15 protein-coding genes are annotated in these 17,094 nt (G+C 64.5%); 7 read left to right on the top strand and 8 right to left on the bottom strand.

The features are described 5' to 3' along the window. The first annotated feature begins 34 nt into the window (after positions 1-34). From C7441_RS17300 to C7441_RS17290, 3 genes are all read left to right on the top strand, one after another. Complete coding sequence (locus tag C7441_RS17300; RefSeq protein ID WP_109613961.1) at positions 35-832, top strand: basic amino acid ABC transporter substrate-binding protein; 798 nt, start codon at positions 35-37, stop codon at positions 830-832. 142 nt (positions 833-974) lie between these two features. Beyond that, positions 975-1,790 (top strand): amino acid ABC transporter permease, encoded by an 816-nt coding sequence (locus C7441_RS17295; RefSeq protein ID WP_019170842.1) that lies wholly within the window; start codon positions 975-977, stop codon positions 1,788-1,790. A gap of 72 nt (positions 1,791-1,862) precedes the next feature. Next, positions 1,863-2,498 (top strand): class I SAM-dependent DNA methyltransferase, encoded by a 636-nt coding sequence (locus tag C7441_RS17290; RefSeq protein WP_109613960.1) that lies wholly within the window; start codon positions 1,863-1,865, stop codon positions 2,496-2,498. A 13-nt stretch (positions 2,499-2,511) separates the two neighbouring features. On the opposite strand, the gene C7441_RS17285 is transcribed toward C7441_RS17290, so the two are convergent. Then, the gene (locus C7441_RS17285; RefSeq protein WP_109613959.1) at positions 2,512-2,811 is read right to left on the bottom strand and encodes a putative quinol monooxygenase; all 300 of its coding nucleotides are present in this window, start codon (positions 2,809-2,811) and stop codon (positions 2,512-2,514) included. Between the two features lie 305 nt (positions 2,812-3,116). On the opposite strand from C7441_RS17285, the gene leuC reads away from it, so the two are divergent. Next, positions 3,117-4,526, top strand: a complete 1,410-nt coding sequence (gene leuC / locus C7441_RS17275) for a 3-isopropylmalate dehydratase large subunit (RefSeq protein ID WP_109613958.1) — start codon at positions 3,117-3,119, stop codon at positions 4,524-4,526. 71 nt (positions 4,527-4,597) lie between these two features. Here the strand turns inward: leuC and C7441_RS17270 are convergent, their stop codons facing one another. The 6 genes from C7441_RS17270 to ffh all read right to left on the bottom strand — a co-directional run bounded on the left by C7441_RS17270 (position 4,598) and on the right by ffh (position 10,837). Next, positions 4,598-6,055: an MFS transporter gene (locus C7441_RS17270; protein ID WP_109613957.1), complete on the bottom strand. Its 1,458-nt coding sequence runs from the start codon at positions 6,053-6,055 to the stop codon at positions 4,598-4,600. A gap of 221 nt (positions 6,056-6,276) precedes the next feature. Continuing rightward, positions 6,277-7,899, bottom strand: a complete 1,623-nt coding sequence (locus tag C7441_RS17265; protein ID WP_109613956.1) for an ABC-F family ATP-binding cassette domain-containing protein — start codon at positions 7,897-7,899, stop codon at positions 6,277-6,279. 136 nt (positions 7,900-8,035) lie between these two features. After that, positions 8,036-8,431: a 30S ribosomal protein S16 gene (rpsP, locus tag C7441_RS17260; RefSeq protein WP_109613955.1), complete on the bottom strand. Its 396-nt coding sequence runs from the start codon at positions 8,429-8,431 to the stop codon at positions 8,036-8,038. A gap of 15 nt (positions 8,432-8,446) precedes the next feature. Continuing rightward, the gene (locus C7441_RS17255; protein WP_146201515.1) at positions 8,447-8,938 is read right to left on the bottom strand and encodes a hypothetical protein; all 492 of its coding nucleotides are present in this window, start codon (positions 8,936-8,938) and stop codon (positions 8,447-8,449) included. Beyond that, complete coding sequence (locus tag C7441_RS17250) at positions 8,935-9,246, bottom strand: chorismate mutase (RefSeq protein WP_109613953.1); 312 nt, start codon at positions 9,244-9,246, stop codon at positions 8,935-8,937. Before C7441_RS17250 ends, C7441_RS17255 begins: the two co-directional genes overlap by 4 nt. Positions 9,247-9,256: 10 nt before the next feature. Beyond that, on the bottom strand, positions 9,257-10,837 hold the full coding sequence (gene ffh / locus C7441_RS17245; RefSeq protein ID WP_109613952.1) for a signal recognition particle protein: 1,581 nt from the start codon (positions 10,835-10,837) through the stop codon (positions 9,257-9,259). Between the two features lie 492 nt (positions 10,838-11,329). Between ffh and C7441_RS17240 the strand changes: the two genes are divergently transcribed. Continuing rightward, positions 11,330-13,033, top strand: a complete 1,704-nt coding sequence (locus C7441_RS17240; protein ID WP_109613951.1) for a heparinase II/III family protein — start codon at positions 11,330-11,332, stop codon at positions 13,031-13,033. A 106-nt stretch (positions 13,034-13,139) separates the two neighbouring features. Then, positions 13,140-14,756: a bifunctional phosphoribosylaminoimidazolecarboxamide formyltransferase/IMP cyclohydrolase gene (purH, locus tag C7441_RS17235; RefSeq protein ID WP_109614034.1), complete on the top strand. Its 1,617-nt coding sequence runs from the start codon at positions 13,140-13,142 to the stop codon at positions 14,754-14,756. 34 nt (positions 14,757-14,790) lie between these two features. On the opposite strand, the gene C7441_RS17230 is transcribed toward purH, so the two are convergent. Further along, the gene (locus C7441_RS17230; RefSeq protein ID WP_109614033.1) at positions 14,791-16,158 is read right to left on the bottom strand and encodes an MFS transporter; all 1,368 of its coding nucleotides are present in this window, start codon (positions 16,156-16,158) and stop codon (positions 14,791-14,793) included. A 215-nt stretch (positions 16,159-16,373) separates the two neighbouring features. Here C7441_RS17230 and minC point away from each other — a divergent pair, with 215 nt between their 5' ends. Further along, positions 16,374-17,081 carry a septum site-determining protein MinC gene (gene minC / locus C7441_RS17225; protein WP_026060122.1) on the top strand — a complete coding sequence of 236 codons (708 nt, stop codon included), beginning with the start codon at positions 16,374-16,376 and terminating at the stop codon, positions 17,079-17,081. Positions 17,082-17,094 lie beyond the last annotated feature (13 nt).

The following is a 17,094-nucleotide window of genomic DNA, read 5'->3' as shown; positions in this document are numbered from 1 at the left end:
TTTCAATCCAAGATATTTCCGAACGGAGCGCGTCATGAACAGGTTGAAACTCATACTGGCCGGGCTGCTGGCCTGTGTGCTGGCCCCCGCTGCCGCCTCCGCCGAGACGCTGCCCGATCTCGGTGGCAAGGCCGTCACGGTGGTGACCGAGAACGCCTATCCGCCGCTGCAATTCGTCGATCCCAAGACGGGTGAGCAGATCGGCTGGGAATATGACGCCATGAACGAGATGGCCAGGCGCCTGAACTTCAAGGTCGAGTACCAGAACACCTCGTGGGACGCGATGATCCAGTCTATTTCCGACGGGCAGTACAACATCGGCATGACCGGCATCACCATCAAGGACGACCGCAAGGAAAAGGTCGACTTCTCCGACCCCTACATGCGCTCGCAGCAGTTCATGCTGGTGCGCAGCGATGAAAGCCGCTTCACCGACGCCAAGAGCTTCGCCGATCTCAAGGACGGGCTGATCGCCGCCCAGCCGGGCACCTCGCCCTTCTACACCGCCGTTTACGAAATCCTCGACGGCAACGAGCAGAACCCGCGCATCAAGCTGTTCGAAACCTTCGGCGCCACCGTGCAGGCCCTGAAGTCGGGCGACGTCGACCTCGTGCTGACCGACAGCGTGGCGGCGAAGGGCTATGTCGATTCCTCGAACGGTGCGCTGAAGGTGGTGGGCGAGCCGCTCGGCACCGAGGATTTCGGCTTCATCTTCAAGAAGGGCTCCGACCTCGTCGCGCCGATCAATGCCGCGATCGCCTCGATGAAGGAAGATGGCACGTTCGAAACGCTGAACAAGAAGTGGTTCCTCGACTACAAGATGGGCGAGTGACGGATCAAGGAAGGCCGAGGCAGTTTCGGCGGAAGCATGGTTCCGGGAAGTTGCGGACTTTTCGGACCGGACCATGCTCCGGAAACAAAGGCTGAGAGCCCTCGCTCTCAAACGCCGAAGCTCGCGGTCTTCGCATTTGCAGATGCACCTGCTTTCCCCGACCTCACCCGACAGGAAGGAATTTCCATGGTGGCTGGCCATCGCCGTCGCGATTGCCATTGCCGTCGCGGTCTTCATCGTCACCAACGACATCTATGCCCAGGTCTTCCGGACGGTCGCAAAGGGCATCGGCATCACCGTCTTCGTCACGCTGGTCGGTTTTGCGCTGGCGTCCATACTTGGGCTGGGCATTGCGCTGATGGGCTTGTCGGGCTCGGTGTGGCTGCGCCAGAGCGCGCGCTTTTATGTCGAGATCATTCGCGGCGTTCCGGTCCTGGTGCTGCTGTTCTGGATCGCCTTCGTCGGCGCGCCGGCCTTCGTGGCCGGATGGAACGCGCTGACCGCGCCGCTGCAGGACGCCGGGCTGATCCCGGCGCTTCAGGTGCGCGACTTCTCGCTTCTGTGGCGCGCCATCATCGCGCTCACCATCGGCTATTCGGCCTTCATCTCGGAAGTGTTCCGCGCCGGCATCCAGTCGGTCGAACCGGGCCAGATCGAGGCCGCCAAGGCGCTTGGCCTGACGCGCTACCAGCGCTTTCGCCTGATCGTGCTGCCGCAGGCCATCCGCACCATCCTGCCGCCGCTCGGCAACGATTTCGTGGCCATGGTGAAGGATTCTTCACTGGTTTCGGTGCTGGGCGTGGCCGATATCACCCAGATGGGCAAGGTCTACGCTTCCGGCTCGTTCCGCTTCTTCGAGACCTATTCGATGGTGGCCTATATCTATCTGATCCTCACCATCGGCCTGTCGCTGACGTTGCGTGGACTGGAACGCAGGCTGCGTCGCCAGAAGGTCTGAGCCAAAGCTTTTCGGCCCTTGACGGGAAAGCTCCGCCGACCCCACCCTGCGCGTAGAAGCAGGGAGGAACGCATGGATCTCGACAAGGCCAATGCCTCGCTGGACACGGTCTATACGGCCGAGGATCCGGAAGCGCTGAAAGCCGCCTATGCTGAATGGGCGGCGACCTATGACAGCGAGACGGCGTCGCTCGGCTATCTGCTGCCCTTCCTGATCCCCGCCTGGGTGGCACGCTACGTGCCGGTTGGCGGCGGTCCGCTGCTCGACGCCGGCTGCGGCACCGGCCTTTCCGGCCCGCAACTCAAGGCGCTGGGCTATACCGACATTGCCGGGCTGGACCTGTCGGACGAGATGCTGAAGATCGCCAGCGGCCGGCAGAGCTACACCGACCTGCGCAAGGCCATGCTGGGCGGGCCGCTGCCCTGGGCCGACGGGCATTTCCGCGCCGTCTTCTCCACCGGCGTCTTCACCATGGGCCATGCGCCGGCCTCGGGCCTGTTCGAACTGGCGCGCATCACGCGAAAAGGCGGCCACGCCATCTTCACCGTGCGCGACAAGGTGTTCGAGGGCGGCGGTTTCCAGGAGGTCTTCGACGGACTGGAGCGGCAGGGCAAGTGGAAGCCGGTGGAGCAAAGCCCGTGGTTCCGCTGCTACGCCATCGCCGAGCCCGACGCGCTGGTGAGGACGTTTGTCTTCGAGGTGCTGTGACGAACGCCAGCGTTCAGGTCGCGCGCGGGTCGCCCACTTCGTAGACCCGAAGGTTTCGGTCCCCTATGCCAAGCTTCGACCATGCCGCCCGCCACGCCTTGATATGCGGGGAGACAAAATGCCGGTCGAGCGCGGCCTGGTCGCGCCACATCTCCCTGACGTGGATAAGCCCCGGATCGAGGATGTCTTCGGCATAGGAATATTCCGCGCAGCCATCTTCGGCGCGGCTGGCCGAAACCATGCGCGCCATCACCGGGCGTGCCGCCTCCAGATTGGCGGGCGGCAAGCGGACTGTTCCGACGATCAGCAACATGGGATTTTCATACCGCACGCTGCCCCGGCCGGGAAGGGATCGCAGGCATGCGCTGTTCAGGCCAATTGCCCATTCGCCAAAAGATTGCTATCTAACCGGGCATGGAAGAACTTTTCGGCGATCCGGCCTACAAGGGGTTCGTGCTGCAGGACAAGAAGCGCCTGCCGGCACGTTTCTTCGCGCGGATTTCCGGCGCGCTGACCAGCCGACTTATCTAGCCGTCGCTGCCTGCTCGCGCCTTCGGCCGACAGGAATTCCGGCATGGGCCGGGCTTCTCCATTTCTCACATCGACGGATTTACGCAAATGAGCGCACCGCGCACCCTCTACGACAAGATTTTCGACGATCACGTTGTCGACCGTCAGGACGATGGCACCTGCCTGCTCTATATCGACCGCCACCTCGTCCATGAGGTGACCAGCCCGCAGGCCTTCGAGGGCCTGCGCATGTCGGGCCGCAAGGTTCGTCATCCCGAGCGCACGCTGGCCGTGGTCGATCACAACGTGCCGACCTCGCCCGACCGCAAGCTCGGCATCAAGAACGAGGAAAGCCGCATCCAGGTCGAGGCGCTGGCGAAAAACGCCGCCGACTTCGGCGTGGAATACTATTCCGAGAACGACGTCCGCCAGGGCATCGTCCACATCGTCGGCCCCGAGCAGGGCTTCACGCTGCCGGGCATGACCATCGTCTGCGGTGACAGCCACACGTCCACCCACGGCGCCTTCGGCGCGCTGGCGCACGGCATCGGCACCTCCGAGGTCGAGCATGTGCTGGCGACCCAGACGCTCATCCAGAAGAAGGCCAAGAACATGCTGGTGCGTGTTGACGGCCAGCTTCCGGAAGGCGTCACCGCCAAGGACATTGTGCTCGCCATCATCGGCGAGATCGGCACCGCCGGCGGCACCGGCTACGTCATCGAATATGCCGGCGAAGCGATCCGCGCGCTGTCGATGGAAGGCCGCATGACCATCTGCAACATGTCGATCGAGGGTGGTGCCCGCGCCGGCCTGATCGCGCCGGACGAGACGACCTTCGCCTATGTGAAGGACAAGCCGCGCGCCCCGAAGGGCAAGGCCTGGGACATGGCGCTCGACTACTGGAAGACGCTGCACACCGACGAAGGCGCGCATTTCGACAAGGTCGTCGTGCTCGACGCCGCCAAGCTGCCGCCGATTGTCACCTGGGGTTCCTCGCCCGAGGACGTCGCCTCCGTCACCGGCGTCGTGCCGAACCCGGACGAGATCGCCGACGAGAACAAGCGCAACTCCAAGAAGCGCGCGCTCGACTATATGGGCCTGACCGCCGGCACCAAGATCACCGACATCGCCATCGATCGCGTCTTCATCGGCTCCTGCACCAATGGCCGCATCGAGGACCTGCGTGCGGTCGCCAAGTTGGTGGAAGGCAAAAAGGTCGCCTCGACCGTTTCGGCCATGATCGTGCCGGGCTCGGGCCTGGTGAAGGAACAGGCGGAAGCCGAAGGCCTGCACAAGATCTTCATCGAAGCCGGTTTCGACTGGCGCGAGCCGGGCTGCTCCATGTGCCTGGCCATGAATGACGACCGCCTGAAGCCGGGCGAGCGCTGCGCCTCGACCTCGAACCGCAACTTCGAGGGCCGCCAGGGCTTCAAGGGCCGCACGCATCTGGTGTCGCCGGCCATGGCCGCGGCGGCCGCGATCGCCGGCCACTTCGTCGACATTCGCGACTGGAACTGAGGAGCGTTTCAACGCTCTGAATGAACAAGGCGGCGGGGCCTCGGCTCCGCCGCCTTTTTTGTCCGGTTCGATTACCTGCCGGTCAGCCGCACCACTTTCACAGCCACCAGAACGCCGATGGCCGGGGCGACGGCAAAGATGCCGCCGAGCCAGAACGCGGCACTGGACGCACCCGCGACATCGCCCGGCTCCGCGATGCCGGCGAAATTCGCCACCATGCCCGCACAGGCCGTGCCGAATGCGATGGCGAAAAGCTGCACGGTGGTCATGCCGCCGGCGGCCAGGTCCTGTTCGGTGGCAGGCGCGTTCTGGTAGACGCGGGTCACGAGGCTCGGCCATGCCAGACCGATGCCGAAACCCACCAGGATGAGGCCCGCGCTGATCGGCGCCAGCAGCGACCAGTCGCCCCCACCCTCGACCGGCAGGAAAACGGCCAGCAGGACGAGCCCGGCCAGCGCCAGCACGGGCCCGGCGAGAGCCAGACGATCCCCGCCACGCTCCTGCCAGCGCGAACTGAGGAACGACGCGACCGTCCAGCCGATGGCCATCAGGGCTGCCAGATAGCCCGCCCAGAGCGGCGACTGCCCATGCAGCTTCTGCAGGAGGTAGGGCACGAAGATTTCGGGCTGCATGCTGAGCATCAGAAGCGCGATCATGAGATAGAGCGCGCCAAGCGGCGTCGAGATGCGAAACGACTTTTTCGGCAGCAGCCGGGCCTTCGCGCCGGTCTCCACCGCGGCGATGAGTGCGATGAGCAACAGGCCGGCCAGCAGGCCGACCAGCTTCCATGTCGTCTCGGCGGACAGGCTGCCGGCCGACACCGCCAGCACCGCGCCCATCAGCAGCACCAGTTGCAGGAAGGGGACTGATACGCGCTCATTGTGATCCCAACTGCTGCGCGGCAGCGTGGCGAAGGCCAGAAGCGCGAACAGGGCGGCGAAGGGAAGCAGCGACCAGAACGCGGCCCGCCATGCGCCATATTCGGCAAAGACGCCGCCGATCGCTGGGCCGATGAGCGTGGCGATGCCGAACATGGCCGAGATCAGGCCGATTGCCCGTCCCCACAACCGTTCGGGCAGCACGACACGGGTGAGGCCGTAGGCAAGGGCATAGAGGAAACCCCCGCCCAGCCCCTGCACCGCGCGACCGGCCAGCATCACCGGCATGTTGAGGGCCAGCGAACAGACCAGCGTGCCGACGCAGAACAGAAGCGTGGCGATGACATAGGCACCGCGCGGGCCGGCGCTTTTCAGAAGTTTGGCGGTGAGCGCCGCGCCGAGAATGGATGCCGCCACGAAAAGCGTGGTCGCCCAGGCATAGAAATCGAGCCCGCCTATGTCGGCGATCACCGATGGCATGACGGTCGTGGCGATGTACATGTTCACGGCGTGCAGCGTCACGCCGCCGGCAAGAGCCAGGGCGTAGAAGGCGTTCCTTCCGCTGAATAGCTCGCTCCAGCTTGCCGGAGCGCTTGCAGCCACCGATGCCGCGCCGCCCGAGGGGAGTGTATCGTCAATGTTGCTGTTCAATGTCGGCCTCCTTTTGCGAACGTCCGTCGCGTGCCGACACTGCTTCTAGAACCTCAACTATGGTTGAGGTCAATAATGGGCTGGTGCGCGATATTGTCCGCTTTCGCCACCGCTCACGACGGCGGAAGGCGCTGGTGATGGGCTGAGGCCGGGGGAGGAGCGAAGCCGGGCTTGCCCGCAGGGGGCTGCGCCGGAGCCATTGTGCCGGCGCAGGTGTCGGTTCAGTGCCGCAGGCCGGGCGCTTCCTGACCCGTGCGCTCGACATACTCGGTATAGCCGCCGCCATAGGTGTGGATGCCGTCGGGCGTCAGTTCCAGCACGCGATTGGAAAGGGCCGAGAGGAAATGGCGGTCGTGCGAGACGAAGAGCATGGTGCCTTCATAGCGTGACAGCGCCTCGATCAGCATTTCCTTGGTGGCGATGTCGAGATGGTTGGTCGGCTCGTCCAGAACCAGCAGGTTCGGTGGATCGAACAGCATGATCGCCATGACGAGACGCGCCTTTTCGCCGCCCGAAAGCACCCGGCATTTCTTCTCGATCTCGTCGCCGGAAAAGCCGAAGCAGCCGGCCAGCGCGCGCAGCGGCGCCTGTCCCGCCTGCGGGAAGTTGCGCTCAAGTTGCTCGAACACGGTCAGGTCGCCGTCCAGCAGGTCCATGGCGTGCTGGGCGAAATAGCCCATCTTGACGCTCGGGCCGCGCGCCACCGTGCCCTGATCCGGTTCCGAGGCGCCGGCGACCAGTTTCAGGAGCGTCGATTTGCCCGCGCCGTTGATGCCCATGATGCACCAGCGCTCCTTGCGGCGGACCTGGAAGTCGAGGTCCTCATAGATGATCTTGCTGCCATAGCGCTTGTGCACATTCCTGAGCGTGACGACATCCTCGCCCGAGCGCGGTGCGGGCTGGAACTCGAAGGCCACCGTCTGGCGGCGTTTGGGCGGCTCGACGCGGTCGATCTTTTCCAGCTTCTTCACGCGGCTTTGCACCTGCGAAGCATGCGAGGCGCGCGCCTTGAAGCGCTCGATGAACTTGATCTCCTTGGCCAGCATCGCCTGCTGGCGCTCGAACTGCGCCTGCTGCTGCTTGTCGGCAAGCTGGCGTTGCTGCTCGTAGAACTCGTAGTCGCCGGTATAGGACGTCAGCGCCCCGCCGTCGATCTCGATGACCTTGTTGACGATGCGGTTCATGAAGGCGCGGTCGTGCGAGGTCATCAAGAGCGCGCCGTCATAGCCCTTCAGGAATTCCTCCAGCCAGATCAGGCTTTCGATGTCGAGATGGTTCGACGGTTCGTCGAGCAGCATCACGTCGGGCCGCATCAGGAGAATGCGGGCCAGCGCCACGCGCATCTTCCAGCCGCCCGAAAGCTTGCCGACGTCGCCGTCCATCATCTCCTGGCTGAAGCCGAGACCGGACAGCACCTCGCGGGCGCGGCCGTCGAGCGAATAGCCGTCGAGTTCTTCATAGCGGGCCTGCACCTCGCCATAGCGCTCGATGATCGTGTCGAGTTCGTCGGCGCGGTCCGGATCGACCATCGCGGCCTCGAGATCACGCAGTTCGGCCGCCACCTCGCTCACCGGGCCGGCACCCTCCATCACCTCGGCCACCGCGCTGCGGCCGGCCATCTCGCCGACATCCTGGTTGAAATAGCCGATGGTTATGCCGCGTTCGGTCGAGACCTGGCCCTCGTCGGGCAGCTCCTCGCCGTTGATCATGCGAAACAGCGTGGTCTTGCCGGCGCCGTTGGGACCGACAAGGCCGATCTTCTCCTGCTTCTGCAGGGTTGCGGAAGCTTCGATGAAAAGCAGCCGGTGGCTGTTCTGCTTGCTGACGTTTTCGATGCGGATCATGGTTTCACGCGGTTGCGTTGTGGCGACAGGCGACCGGCCGGCGAGGGACGCCGGTGCGGACAGGTTTTATGAAGCTGCCGGAAAAGAAAACGGCGGGCCGAAACCCGCCGTCCCAATTCCAGCCGAAGCTGAAGGATTACTCGGCCGAGGCTTCTTCGGCCGGAGCGGCATTGGCGGCGGCCAGCGCGGCAGCGGCTTCTTCCTGAGCCTGCTTGATGGCGGCAGCGCGTTCCTGCGCCTTCTTGCCCGGCGTGCCCTTGGTCGGGTTGCTGCGGGCGTCGCGCTTGGAAACGCCGGCCTCGTCGAGGAAGCGGGCGACGCGGTCGGTCGGCAGGGCGCCGTTGGCCAGCCAGTGCCGGGCGCGGTCGGCGTCGAGCTTCACGCGCTCGCCATCCTTGGGCAGCATCGGGTTCCATGCGCCGATGATCTCGATGAAGCGGCCGTCGCGCGGGCTGCGCACGTCGGCGATGACGACATGGTAATAGGGGCGCTTCTTGGAGCCCGCGCGGGCCAGACGAATCTTCAGTGACATTTTGTTCAGTTCCTTCTACATTTCTTGTTTTAACCTAGTCCACTCAGACTTGAGAACCTCACCAGCCTTTTCAGTGAACTTAAAACCAACCCGTTGGTACTCCTTTTCCACTTCAGGCAACGGGTTGTTAACCATGAAGTACATAATATCAATAAGCTCTCTATGGGCTGTCTCTGAGCTGTTTAAGCTTAACTGAACATAGGAGAGTCTTTCTCCAAGAGACGTGGTTAGCTCGATATGTTTTTTTGTGCTCTCAAATAAATTATCGGTGTCGTTAAAACTTCCATTAATAAGCGTACTGACACTGTCTCGTTGAAAATGAATGGCAAGAAACTCTGCCATCTTTATCCGAAGAACTTCTATCCACTCTCTCCGAAACTCAGCCAAACGAAGCCGAGAAGAGCGTGTCGATTGATAGTAAACTGCATAAAATGATGCCGCCGCCGCTATTAACGATACAACTGCTGCTATTATCGCAGCGATAAGAGTCGCAAGCTGTGCGCTCATGTTGTGGACACTGTCTTTTCTTGGGCGATCGCCTCATGATGGCGGATCACTTCGCGGATGATGAAGTTCAGGAATTTCTCCGCGAAATCGGGGTCGAGCTGCGCTTCGTCGGCAAGACGGCGCAACCGCGCGATCTGGTTCTGCTCGCGCGCCGGGTCGGCCGGCGGCAGGCCGTGGGTGGCCTTCAGCACGCCCACCGCCTTGGTGCAGCGAAAGCGCTCGGCCAGCATATGCACCAGCGCGGCATCGATATTGTCGATCGAGGCGCGGTACTGGGCGAGCAGGTTCTTGACGTCGGCGTCGTTCATGTCGCTGCCCTCACTTCTTCTTTCCGAGGCCCGGAAGCCCGCCGCCGAGGCCGGGCAGCTTCATGCCGCCGCCGGGCAAACCCGGCAAGCCGCCACTGCCGAGACCCGGAAGCCCGCCGGGCAGGCCGTTGCCGAGGCCGGCGGCTTCCGCCTGCTTCTTCAGCGCCTCGAGCTGCTTGGGATCCATCTTGGAAAGGTCGGGCATGCCGCCCATTCCGGGCATCATGCCGCCAAGGCCCATCTTCTGCGCCATGCCGCCCATCAGCCCGCGCATCATGCCGCCGCCCTTGCCCTTGCCGCCCATGGCCTTCATCATGTCGGCCATCTGGCGGTGCATCTTGAGCAGCTTGTTGATCTCGGCCGCGTCGGTGCCGGAGCCGGAGGCGATGCGCTTCTTGCGGCTGTGCTTGAGAATGTCGGGATTGGCGCGCTCGGCCTTGGTCATCGAGGAGATGATGGCGAGCTGGCGCGCGAACATCTTGTCGTCGAAGCCGGCGGCGGCAATCTGGTCCTTCATCTTGCCCATGCCGGGCATCATTCCCATGATGCCGCCCATGCCGCCCATCTTCTGCATCTGCTGCAACTGGCCGGCGAGGTCGTTCAGGTCGAACTTGCCCGACTGCATCTTCCTGGCCATCGCCGCGGCCTTTTCCGCGTCGATGGTTTCGGCGGCTTTCTCGACCAGCGAAACGATGTCGCCCATGCCGAGGATGCGGTCGGCGATGCGCTTGGGATAGAACTCCTCCAGCCCGTCCATCTTCTCGCCGGTGCCGATGAGCTTGATCGGCTTGCCGGTGACGGCGCGCATGGAAAGGGCCGCGCCGCCGCGGCCGTCGCCGTCCATGCGGGTGAGCACGAGGCCGGTGATGCCGACGCGGTCGTCAAAATTCTTGGCGAGGTTGACGGCGTCCTGGCCGGTCAGGCTGTCGGCCACCAGCAGGATTTCATGCGGGTTCGAGGCCTGCCGGATGTCGGCCATCTCGACCATCAGCGGCTCGTCGATATGCGTGCGGCCGGCGGTGTCGAGGATGACGACGTCATGGCCGCCGAGCCGGGCCGCCTGCACGGCGCGCCTGGCGATATCGACCGGGGTCTGGCCTGCGACGATGGGAAGCGTGGCGACATTGGTCTGCTCGCCGAGCTGACGCAGCTGCTCCTGCGCGGCAGGCCGGCGCGTGTCAAGCGAGGCCATGAGCACTTTCTTGCCTTGGCGCTCGGTCAGCCGCTTGGCGATCTTGGCGGAGGTGGTGGTCTTGCCCGAGCCCTGCAGGCCGACCATCATGATCACGACCGGGGCAGGGGCGTTGAGGTCGATTGCCACGCCCTCGGCGCCCAGCATCTCGATCAGCTCGTCATGGACGATCTTGACGACCATCTGGCCGGGCTTGATCGACTTGAGCACGGCCGCGCCGACGGCCTTCTCGCGCACGCGGTCAACGAAGGAACGCACGACCTCCAGCGCCACGTCGGCCTCGATGAGGGCGCGGCGTACTTCGCGCAGGGCAGCCGAAACATCGGCTTCCGACAGCGCGCCACGGCCGGTCAGGCCGTTGAGAATGGAGCCAAGTCGCTCTTGCAGCGATTCGAACATCGATCTTCCTTCTGTCTCTGACGGGTTTCCCTGCCAGAGGTAATGGTTCCGCGCCTGAGAGCCAAGCATCCGGGCCGGACAAATGGCCAAAGCCGAATGGCACCCGGGGGCGCATCGCGCTGCCGGGTGTTGACCTCCGGGATCTCTTTATACCGCTATGGGTCCCGGTCGGCTGCTCGGAGTGGTTTTACTCGTCGCGGAATTGCGAGGCTGTAGACAGGAAAACGACCGTCGAGTCAAGGCAAACCGCATGTCTGGCGGTTTCGAAAGCTATAAAATCGACGTTTTCGGAGCCGATTTTACATAAATTAAGGGTGAAAAATGCGAGATCGCACACCCATTGTCGCAAATGGCATTAACCTGCGGGTGGCGGCCCGAAGCCGGAAGGCTTATCCCCAGTTGCGCCTGCGCGACCAAATTCGCCTTCGCATAATGTCGTGAATCAGATAATTCTGGCTTGCGGGCGGATATTTTCTTTTCTGGAGGCACTGATTGTCGATTGCCACGGGCAACACGGCAGACCTTTGGGCGCTCGTCGCCAAAGAGCTTTGGCGCAAGGCACGCCGTCGCTTGCGCGGCGGCCCGGTCTATCGCTGGCGCTTTGCCGGCCGCACGCCCGAACGGGTTCTGATCGCCCCGCCTGACCTGCGTCTTGCCGACCAGCAGATCGCGCTGGAAATCTATTACGGCCGCTATCCCTTCGCGGGCCAGATGATCGAAACCGGCGGACAATCGCCGTTCCAGATCGAAGGCGCAAACCGCGAATGGCAGCGCTCGCTGCATTCGTTCCGCTGGCTGCGCCACATGCGCGCCGCCGGCACGGAGCTTGCCGCGGCCAATGCCCGCGCGCTGGTCGGCGACTGGATCGCCAGCCATGGCGGCCGCATCAGTGGCACCGCCTGGGAGCCGGCGGTCGTCGCGCGCCGCATCATCGCCTGGCTGCAGCATTCCTCGGTCGTTCTGCAAGGCGCGGAACTTCCCTTCTATCGCGGCTACCTGAAATCGCTGGCGGTGCAGATCCGCTATCTGCGCTCCATGGCGCGCGAGATGACCGACGGCGAGGAAAAGCTCAGGGCGAGGATTGCGCTGGCCTTTTCCGCCCTGTCCCTGCCGGCGTCGCCTTCCGCGTTGCGCAACGCCACGCGCAATCTGGCCGAAGAGCTGGAGCGGCAGATATTGCCCGATGGCGGCCATATCTCGCGCAACCCGCTTGCCGTGCTGGAACTGCTGGCCGATCTCCTGCCGCTGCGGCAGACCTACGCCAACCAGGCCGAGTCGCCGCCCGAGGCGCTGATCGGCGCCATCGACCGCATGTTGCCGGCGCTGCGCTTCTTCCGCCATCGCGACGGCAGCATGGCCCGGTTCAACGGCATGGGCGTGACCATCCACGACCGCATCGCGGCCATCTTGCGCCATGACGACACTGCCGGCGCACCGCTGCTGCATGCGCCCTATTCGGGCTATGAGCGGCTGTCGATGGGCGCCACCACGGTGATCGCCGATACCGGCCTGCCGCCGCCAAGCCAGGTGTCGGACAAGGCCCATGCCGGCTGCCTGTCCTTCGAGATGTCGTCCGGCCGCCAGCATTTCATCGTCAATGCCGGCATCGACGCCTATGGCTCGGAAGAGTTCAGGCCGCTGTCGCGCGCCACGGCCGCCCACTCCACCGCCGGCCTCAACGACACCTCCTCGGCGCGCTTCAGCCATTCGCCGCGCGTCAACGGATTGCTCGGCGCACGGCTGATCCGGGGTCCGCGCAGCGTCACCAGCCATCGCACCGACACGCATGGCATGCAGGGCTTCATCGCCAGCCATGACGGCTATGTGCCGCTTTTCGGCATCCGGCACGAGCGTGAGGTCGCGCTGTCGGCGGAAGGCACGCTCCTGTCCGGCACCGACCGCTTCCTGCACGGCGACGGCGCGTCCGGTCGCCACGACGCCGTCACCATCCGCTTCCACCTGCATCCCGAAATCGAGCTTTACCGCGACGACAGGGGCAGGCTGGTGCTTGCGGCGCCCAATGGCGACCGCTGGGTGTTCACCAGCCACGAGGTCGCGCCGCAGGTGGAAGAGTCCATCTTCTTCGCCGGGCTCGGCGGGCCGCGCCGCAGCCGCCAGATCGTGCTTGCCTTCAAGGCCTCGCAGCTGCCCGAAGTGAACTGGCAGTTCGTGGAGGCACACGGCAGCGCGTACTGAAACAGGCCGGAAAACCGCGCCGGCGCGGCGATTTTGCCCTTGCGATGTCCCATCCGTGGGGGTAGGCCGCTCCTACCCTCCCAACCAGCCCGAAAGGCCCGATGCCATGGCCGTCGCCTCCAAGAAGATTCCCGCACCAGACCTCGTTCCCGTGCGCCGCGCGCTGCTGTCGGTCTCCGACAAGACCGGCCTGATCGACTTCGCCGCCGCCCTCGCCAGGGCCGGCGTCGAGCTGGTTTCGACCGGCGGCACGGCCAGGGCCATCGCCGCCGCCGGCATCGCCGTGCGCGACGTGTCGGAACTCACCGGTTTTCCCGAGATCATGGACGGCCGCGTCAAGACGCTGCATCCGTCGGTGCACGGCGCGCTGCTGGGCGTGCGCGACGATCCCGAGCATGCCGAGGCCATGCGCGCCCACAATATCCAGCCCATCGATCTGGTGGTGGTGAACCTCTACCCGTTCGAGGAAGTGCGCCAGTCGGGCGCCGACTATGCCTCGATCGTGGAAAACATCGATATCGGCGGCCCGGCCATGGTGCGCGCTTCGGCCAAGAACCACGCCTATGTCGCCCTCGTCACCGATCCGGAAGACTATGCTGCGGTGCTCAACGCGCTGGAACTGAACGCCGGCAGCCTCTCCTATGAGTTCCGCCAGAAGCTGGCCGCCAAGGCATTCGCCCGCACCGCCGCCTATGATGCGGCGATCTCGGGCTGGTTCGCCGACGCGCTGGCCATCGAGCATCCCACCTGGCGCGCCTTCGGCGGCAAGCTGGAAAACGTCATGCGTTACGGCGAGAACCCGCACCAGCAGGCAGGCTTCTACGTGACCGGCGAGAAGCGCCCCGGCGTGGCGACCGCGAAGCAGTTGCAGGGCAAGCAGCTCTCCTACAACAACATCAACGACACGGACGCGGCCTTCGAGCTGGTCGGCGAGTTCGACCCGGCGGCTTCCGCGGCTGTCGCCATCATCAAGCACGCCAACCCCTGCGGCGTCGGCGAGGGCATGAACCTCAAGGACGCTTATCTCAAGGCGCTCGCCTGCGATCCGGTCTCGGCTTTCGGCGGCATCGTCGCCGTCAATCGCCTGCTCGACGCGGAAGCGGCGGAAGAAATCGTGAAAACCTTCACCGAGGTCATCATCGCGCCCGAGGCCAGCGAGGAAGCGCAAGGCATCATCGCCGCCAAGAAGAACCTGCGCCTGCTGGTGACGGGCGGCCTGCCCGATCCGCGCACTGCCGGAACGCTGGTCAAGTCGGTGGCCGGTGGCCTTCTGGTGCAATCGCGCGACAATGCGGTGGTCGACGATTTCGAGCTGGAGGTGGTGACAAAACGCGCGCCGACCGAACGTGAGATGGAAGACCTGCGCTTTGCGTTCCGCGTCGCCAAGCATGTGAAGTCGAACGCCATCGTCTATGTGAAGGACGGCGCGACCGTGGGCATCGGGGCAGGCCAGATGAGCCGCGTCGATTCCTCGCGCATCGCCGCGCGAAAGGCGCTGGATGCCGCCGAAGCCGCCGGCAATGCCGAGCCGCTGACGAAGGGCTCCGTGGTGGCGTCCGACGCTTTCTTCCCGTTTGCCGACGGCCTGCTGTCGGCCATCGAGGCGGGCGCCACGGCGGTCATCCAGCCGGGCGGCTCGATGCGCGACGACGAGGTGATCGCCGCCGCCGACGAACACGGCATCGCCATGGTGTTCACCGGGGTGCGGCACTTCAGGCATTGAGGGCCCTACCCTCCTCACTGGAGGAGGGTTAAAGTCAGCCCTTCGCCTTGTCCGCCGGATAGGGTGTCGGCAGCAGAACCGCCATGCCCACCACCAGAAACACGATGATGACCGTCATGCCCAGCCGCGGCGAGCCGGTCATGGCGGTGATGGTGGCGTAGAGGAACGGTGCCAGAAAACTGGTGGCGCGGCCGGCCAGCGCATAGATGCCGAAATAGCGGCCGGCCTCGGCCGGCGTCACGCTGCGCGCCAGATAGGAACGCGACGACGCCTGCACCGGGCCGAAGGCAAGCCCGATCAGCAATCCGTAGAGGATGTAGGCCTTTTCCGCGGGCGTGGCGAAGAAGCCGCCGGTATCGGCCCCATCGAACGGCATCGCGCCGAACAGCGTGTAGCCCGGCCCGGTGGACAGGATGCCCAGTGTCGCCACGATCAGCATCGCCAGGGCGATCAGCACCACCGTCTTGGAGCCGAGTGCGGTGTCGAGCCTGCTGGCCGTCAGGCATCCGAAGACCGCCACAACATTGAGGATGATGCCGAACAGGCCGATTTCCGTGGTCGACCAGCCGAACATGGCGGCCGCGAACACGCCGCCCAGCGCCAGCAGCGCATTGACGCCGTCCTGATAGATCATGCGGGCGACGAGGAAGCGCAGGATGCCGCTGCGCCGGCGCACTTCGCCGAGCGTCGATTTCAGCTCGGCAAGGCCCTCGCGCACGGCCGGCGCCAGCGCCTTGCCTTTCGCGCCGTCCGGCGTGAAGAAGAACATCGGCAGGATGAAGATGAAATACCACAGCGCCGCGAGCGGTCCGGTTATGCGCGCATCCTCGCCCAGCTTCGGGTCTAGCCCGAACAGCGGCTGCAGGCCGATCAGCGTGCGGCCGGTCTCCGGCGAGCCAGCCAGGAACAGGATCACGAAGATCAGCGCGATCATGCCGCCGACATAGCCGAGCCCCCAGGCTATGTTGGACACGCTGCCGATCCGGGCCTTGGGCACCAGCCGCGGCATCATCGAATCGTTGAAGACGATGGAGAATTCCGCCGCCACCGAGGCGAGCGAGAAAAGCAGGATCACCGGCACCAGCGGCGAGCCGGGCGCGGCATACCAGAGAGCGCACAGGCTGGCGATCTTGATTGCCGCGAAGAAGGCGATCCAAGGCTTGCGCGGACCCGTCTGGTCGGCGATCGAGCCCAGCACCGGCGACAATATGGCGATGACGAAACCGGCCGCTGCGATGCCGTAGCCCCATGCCGCCTGGCCGATGGCCGGATCGGCCGCCATGCGCGAAACGACATAGGGGCCGAAGATGAAGGTGGTGACCACCGTGAAGAAGGGCTGTGCGGCCCAATCGAAGAACATCCAGCCCCAGATGCCGGCGCGCGATGTCCTGGTTTCGTCCATGCTCGCCTCGGCCACGCCTTTTTCTCCCGCCCGGATCATCCTGATCGACGCCATGTCTGCACGTTTTTCGCGGCGGCGCAAAGCCGGCGCGGCCGCGCGGATTTGCAACAGTCCAAAGCTATCAGCAGGTGCGTGGCCTGCAACGGGGCGGATTGCGGTTTACGTTTCGTTCACCATAGCCTACACCGCGAAGCACCGGTAAGGATCCGAATCCCGTGAACAGCATCGCCCCCATGCAGCAGAAATCCATACGCTTTCGCGCCCGCTCATTCATCGCCTTTGCGCTGGTGCCGGAAACACCGCTGGACGATTGGCTGCAGGAGCTGGACCGCTGGATCGAGAACTCTCCCGGCTTTTTCGACGGCCGTCCGGTGGTGCTGGATCTGACTGCGCTCAAGCCCGAAACCGTGGAAATACAAGGCCTGCTGGCGCAGTTCGCCGAGCGCGGGATTCGTATCTACGCAATCGAATCGAAGCATATCGATTCGCTGGGACCGGACCTGCCGCCGCTTCTCAAGGGCGCCAGGGAAACGACGATCGAGGAACAGCCGGCCGTGGCCGCCGAGCCCGTCGAAGCCGAGGAGCCGCCGGCATCGGGTACGCTGATCGTCGAATCACCGATTCGCTCCGGCCAGTCGATCTACCACCCGCAGGGCGACGTCATCGTCCTCGGCTCGGCCAGTTCCGGCTCCGAGATCCTCGCGGGCGGGTCCATCCATGTTTACGGCACCTTGCGCGGGCGCGCTTTCGCAGGAGCCTGGGGAAATCGCAAAGCGCGCATTTTCTGCCGCAAAAATGAAGCAGAACTTCTTGCGGTGGACGGCTGGTATCGCACTGCGGAGGACATGGAGCCATCCACGCGTGGCAGGGCGATACAGGCCTATCTGGAAGACAGCGTGATTCTGGTCGCGGCGCTCAACTGACAATATTGGAGAG

It is taken from the genome of Pseudaminobacter salicylatoxidans (genome assembly GCF_003148475.1).
Taxonomy (GTDB): Bacteria; Pseudomonadota; Alphaproteobacteria; order Rhizobiales; family Rhizobiaceae; genus Pseudaminobacter; species Pseudaminobacter salicylatoxidans.
The sequence above is the reverse complement of the archived record's forward strand: the minus strand, read 5'-3'. Positions and strand labels throughout refer to the sequence as shown.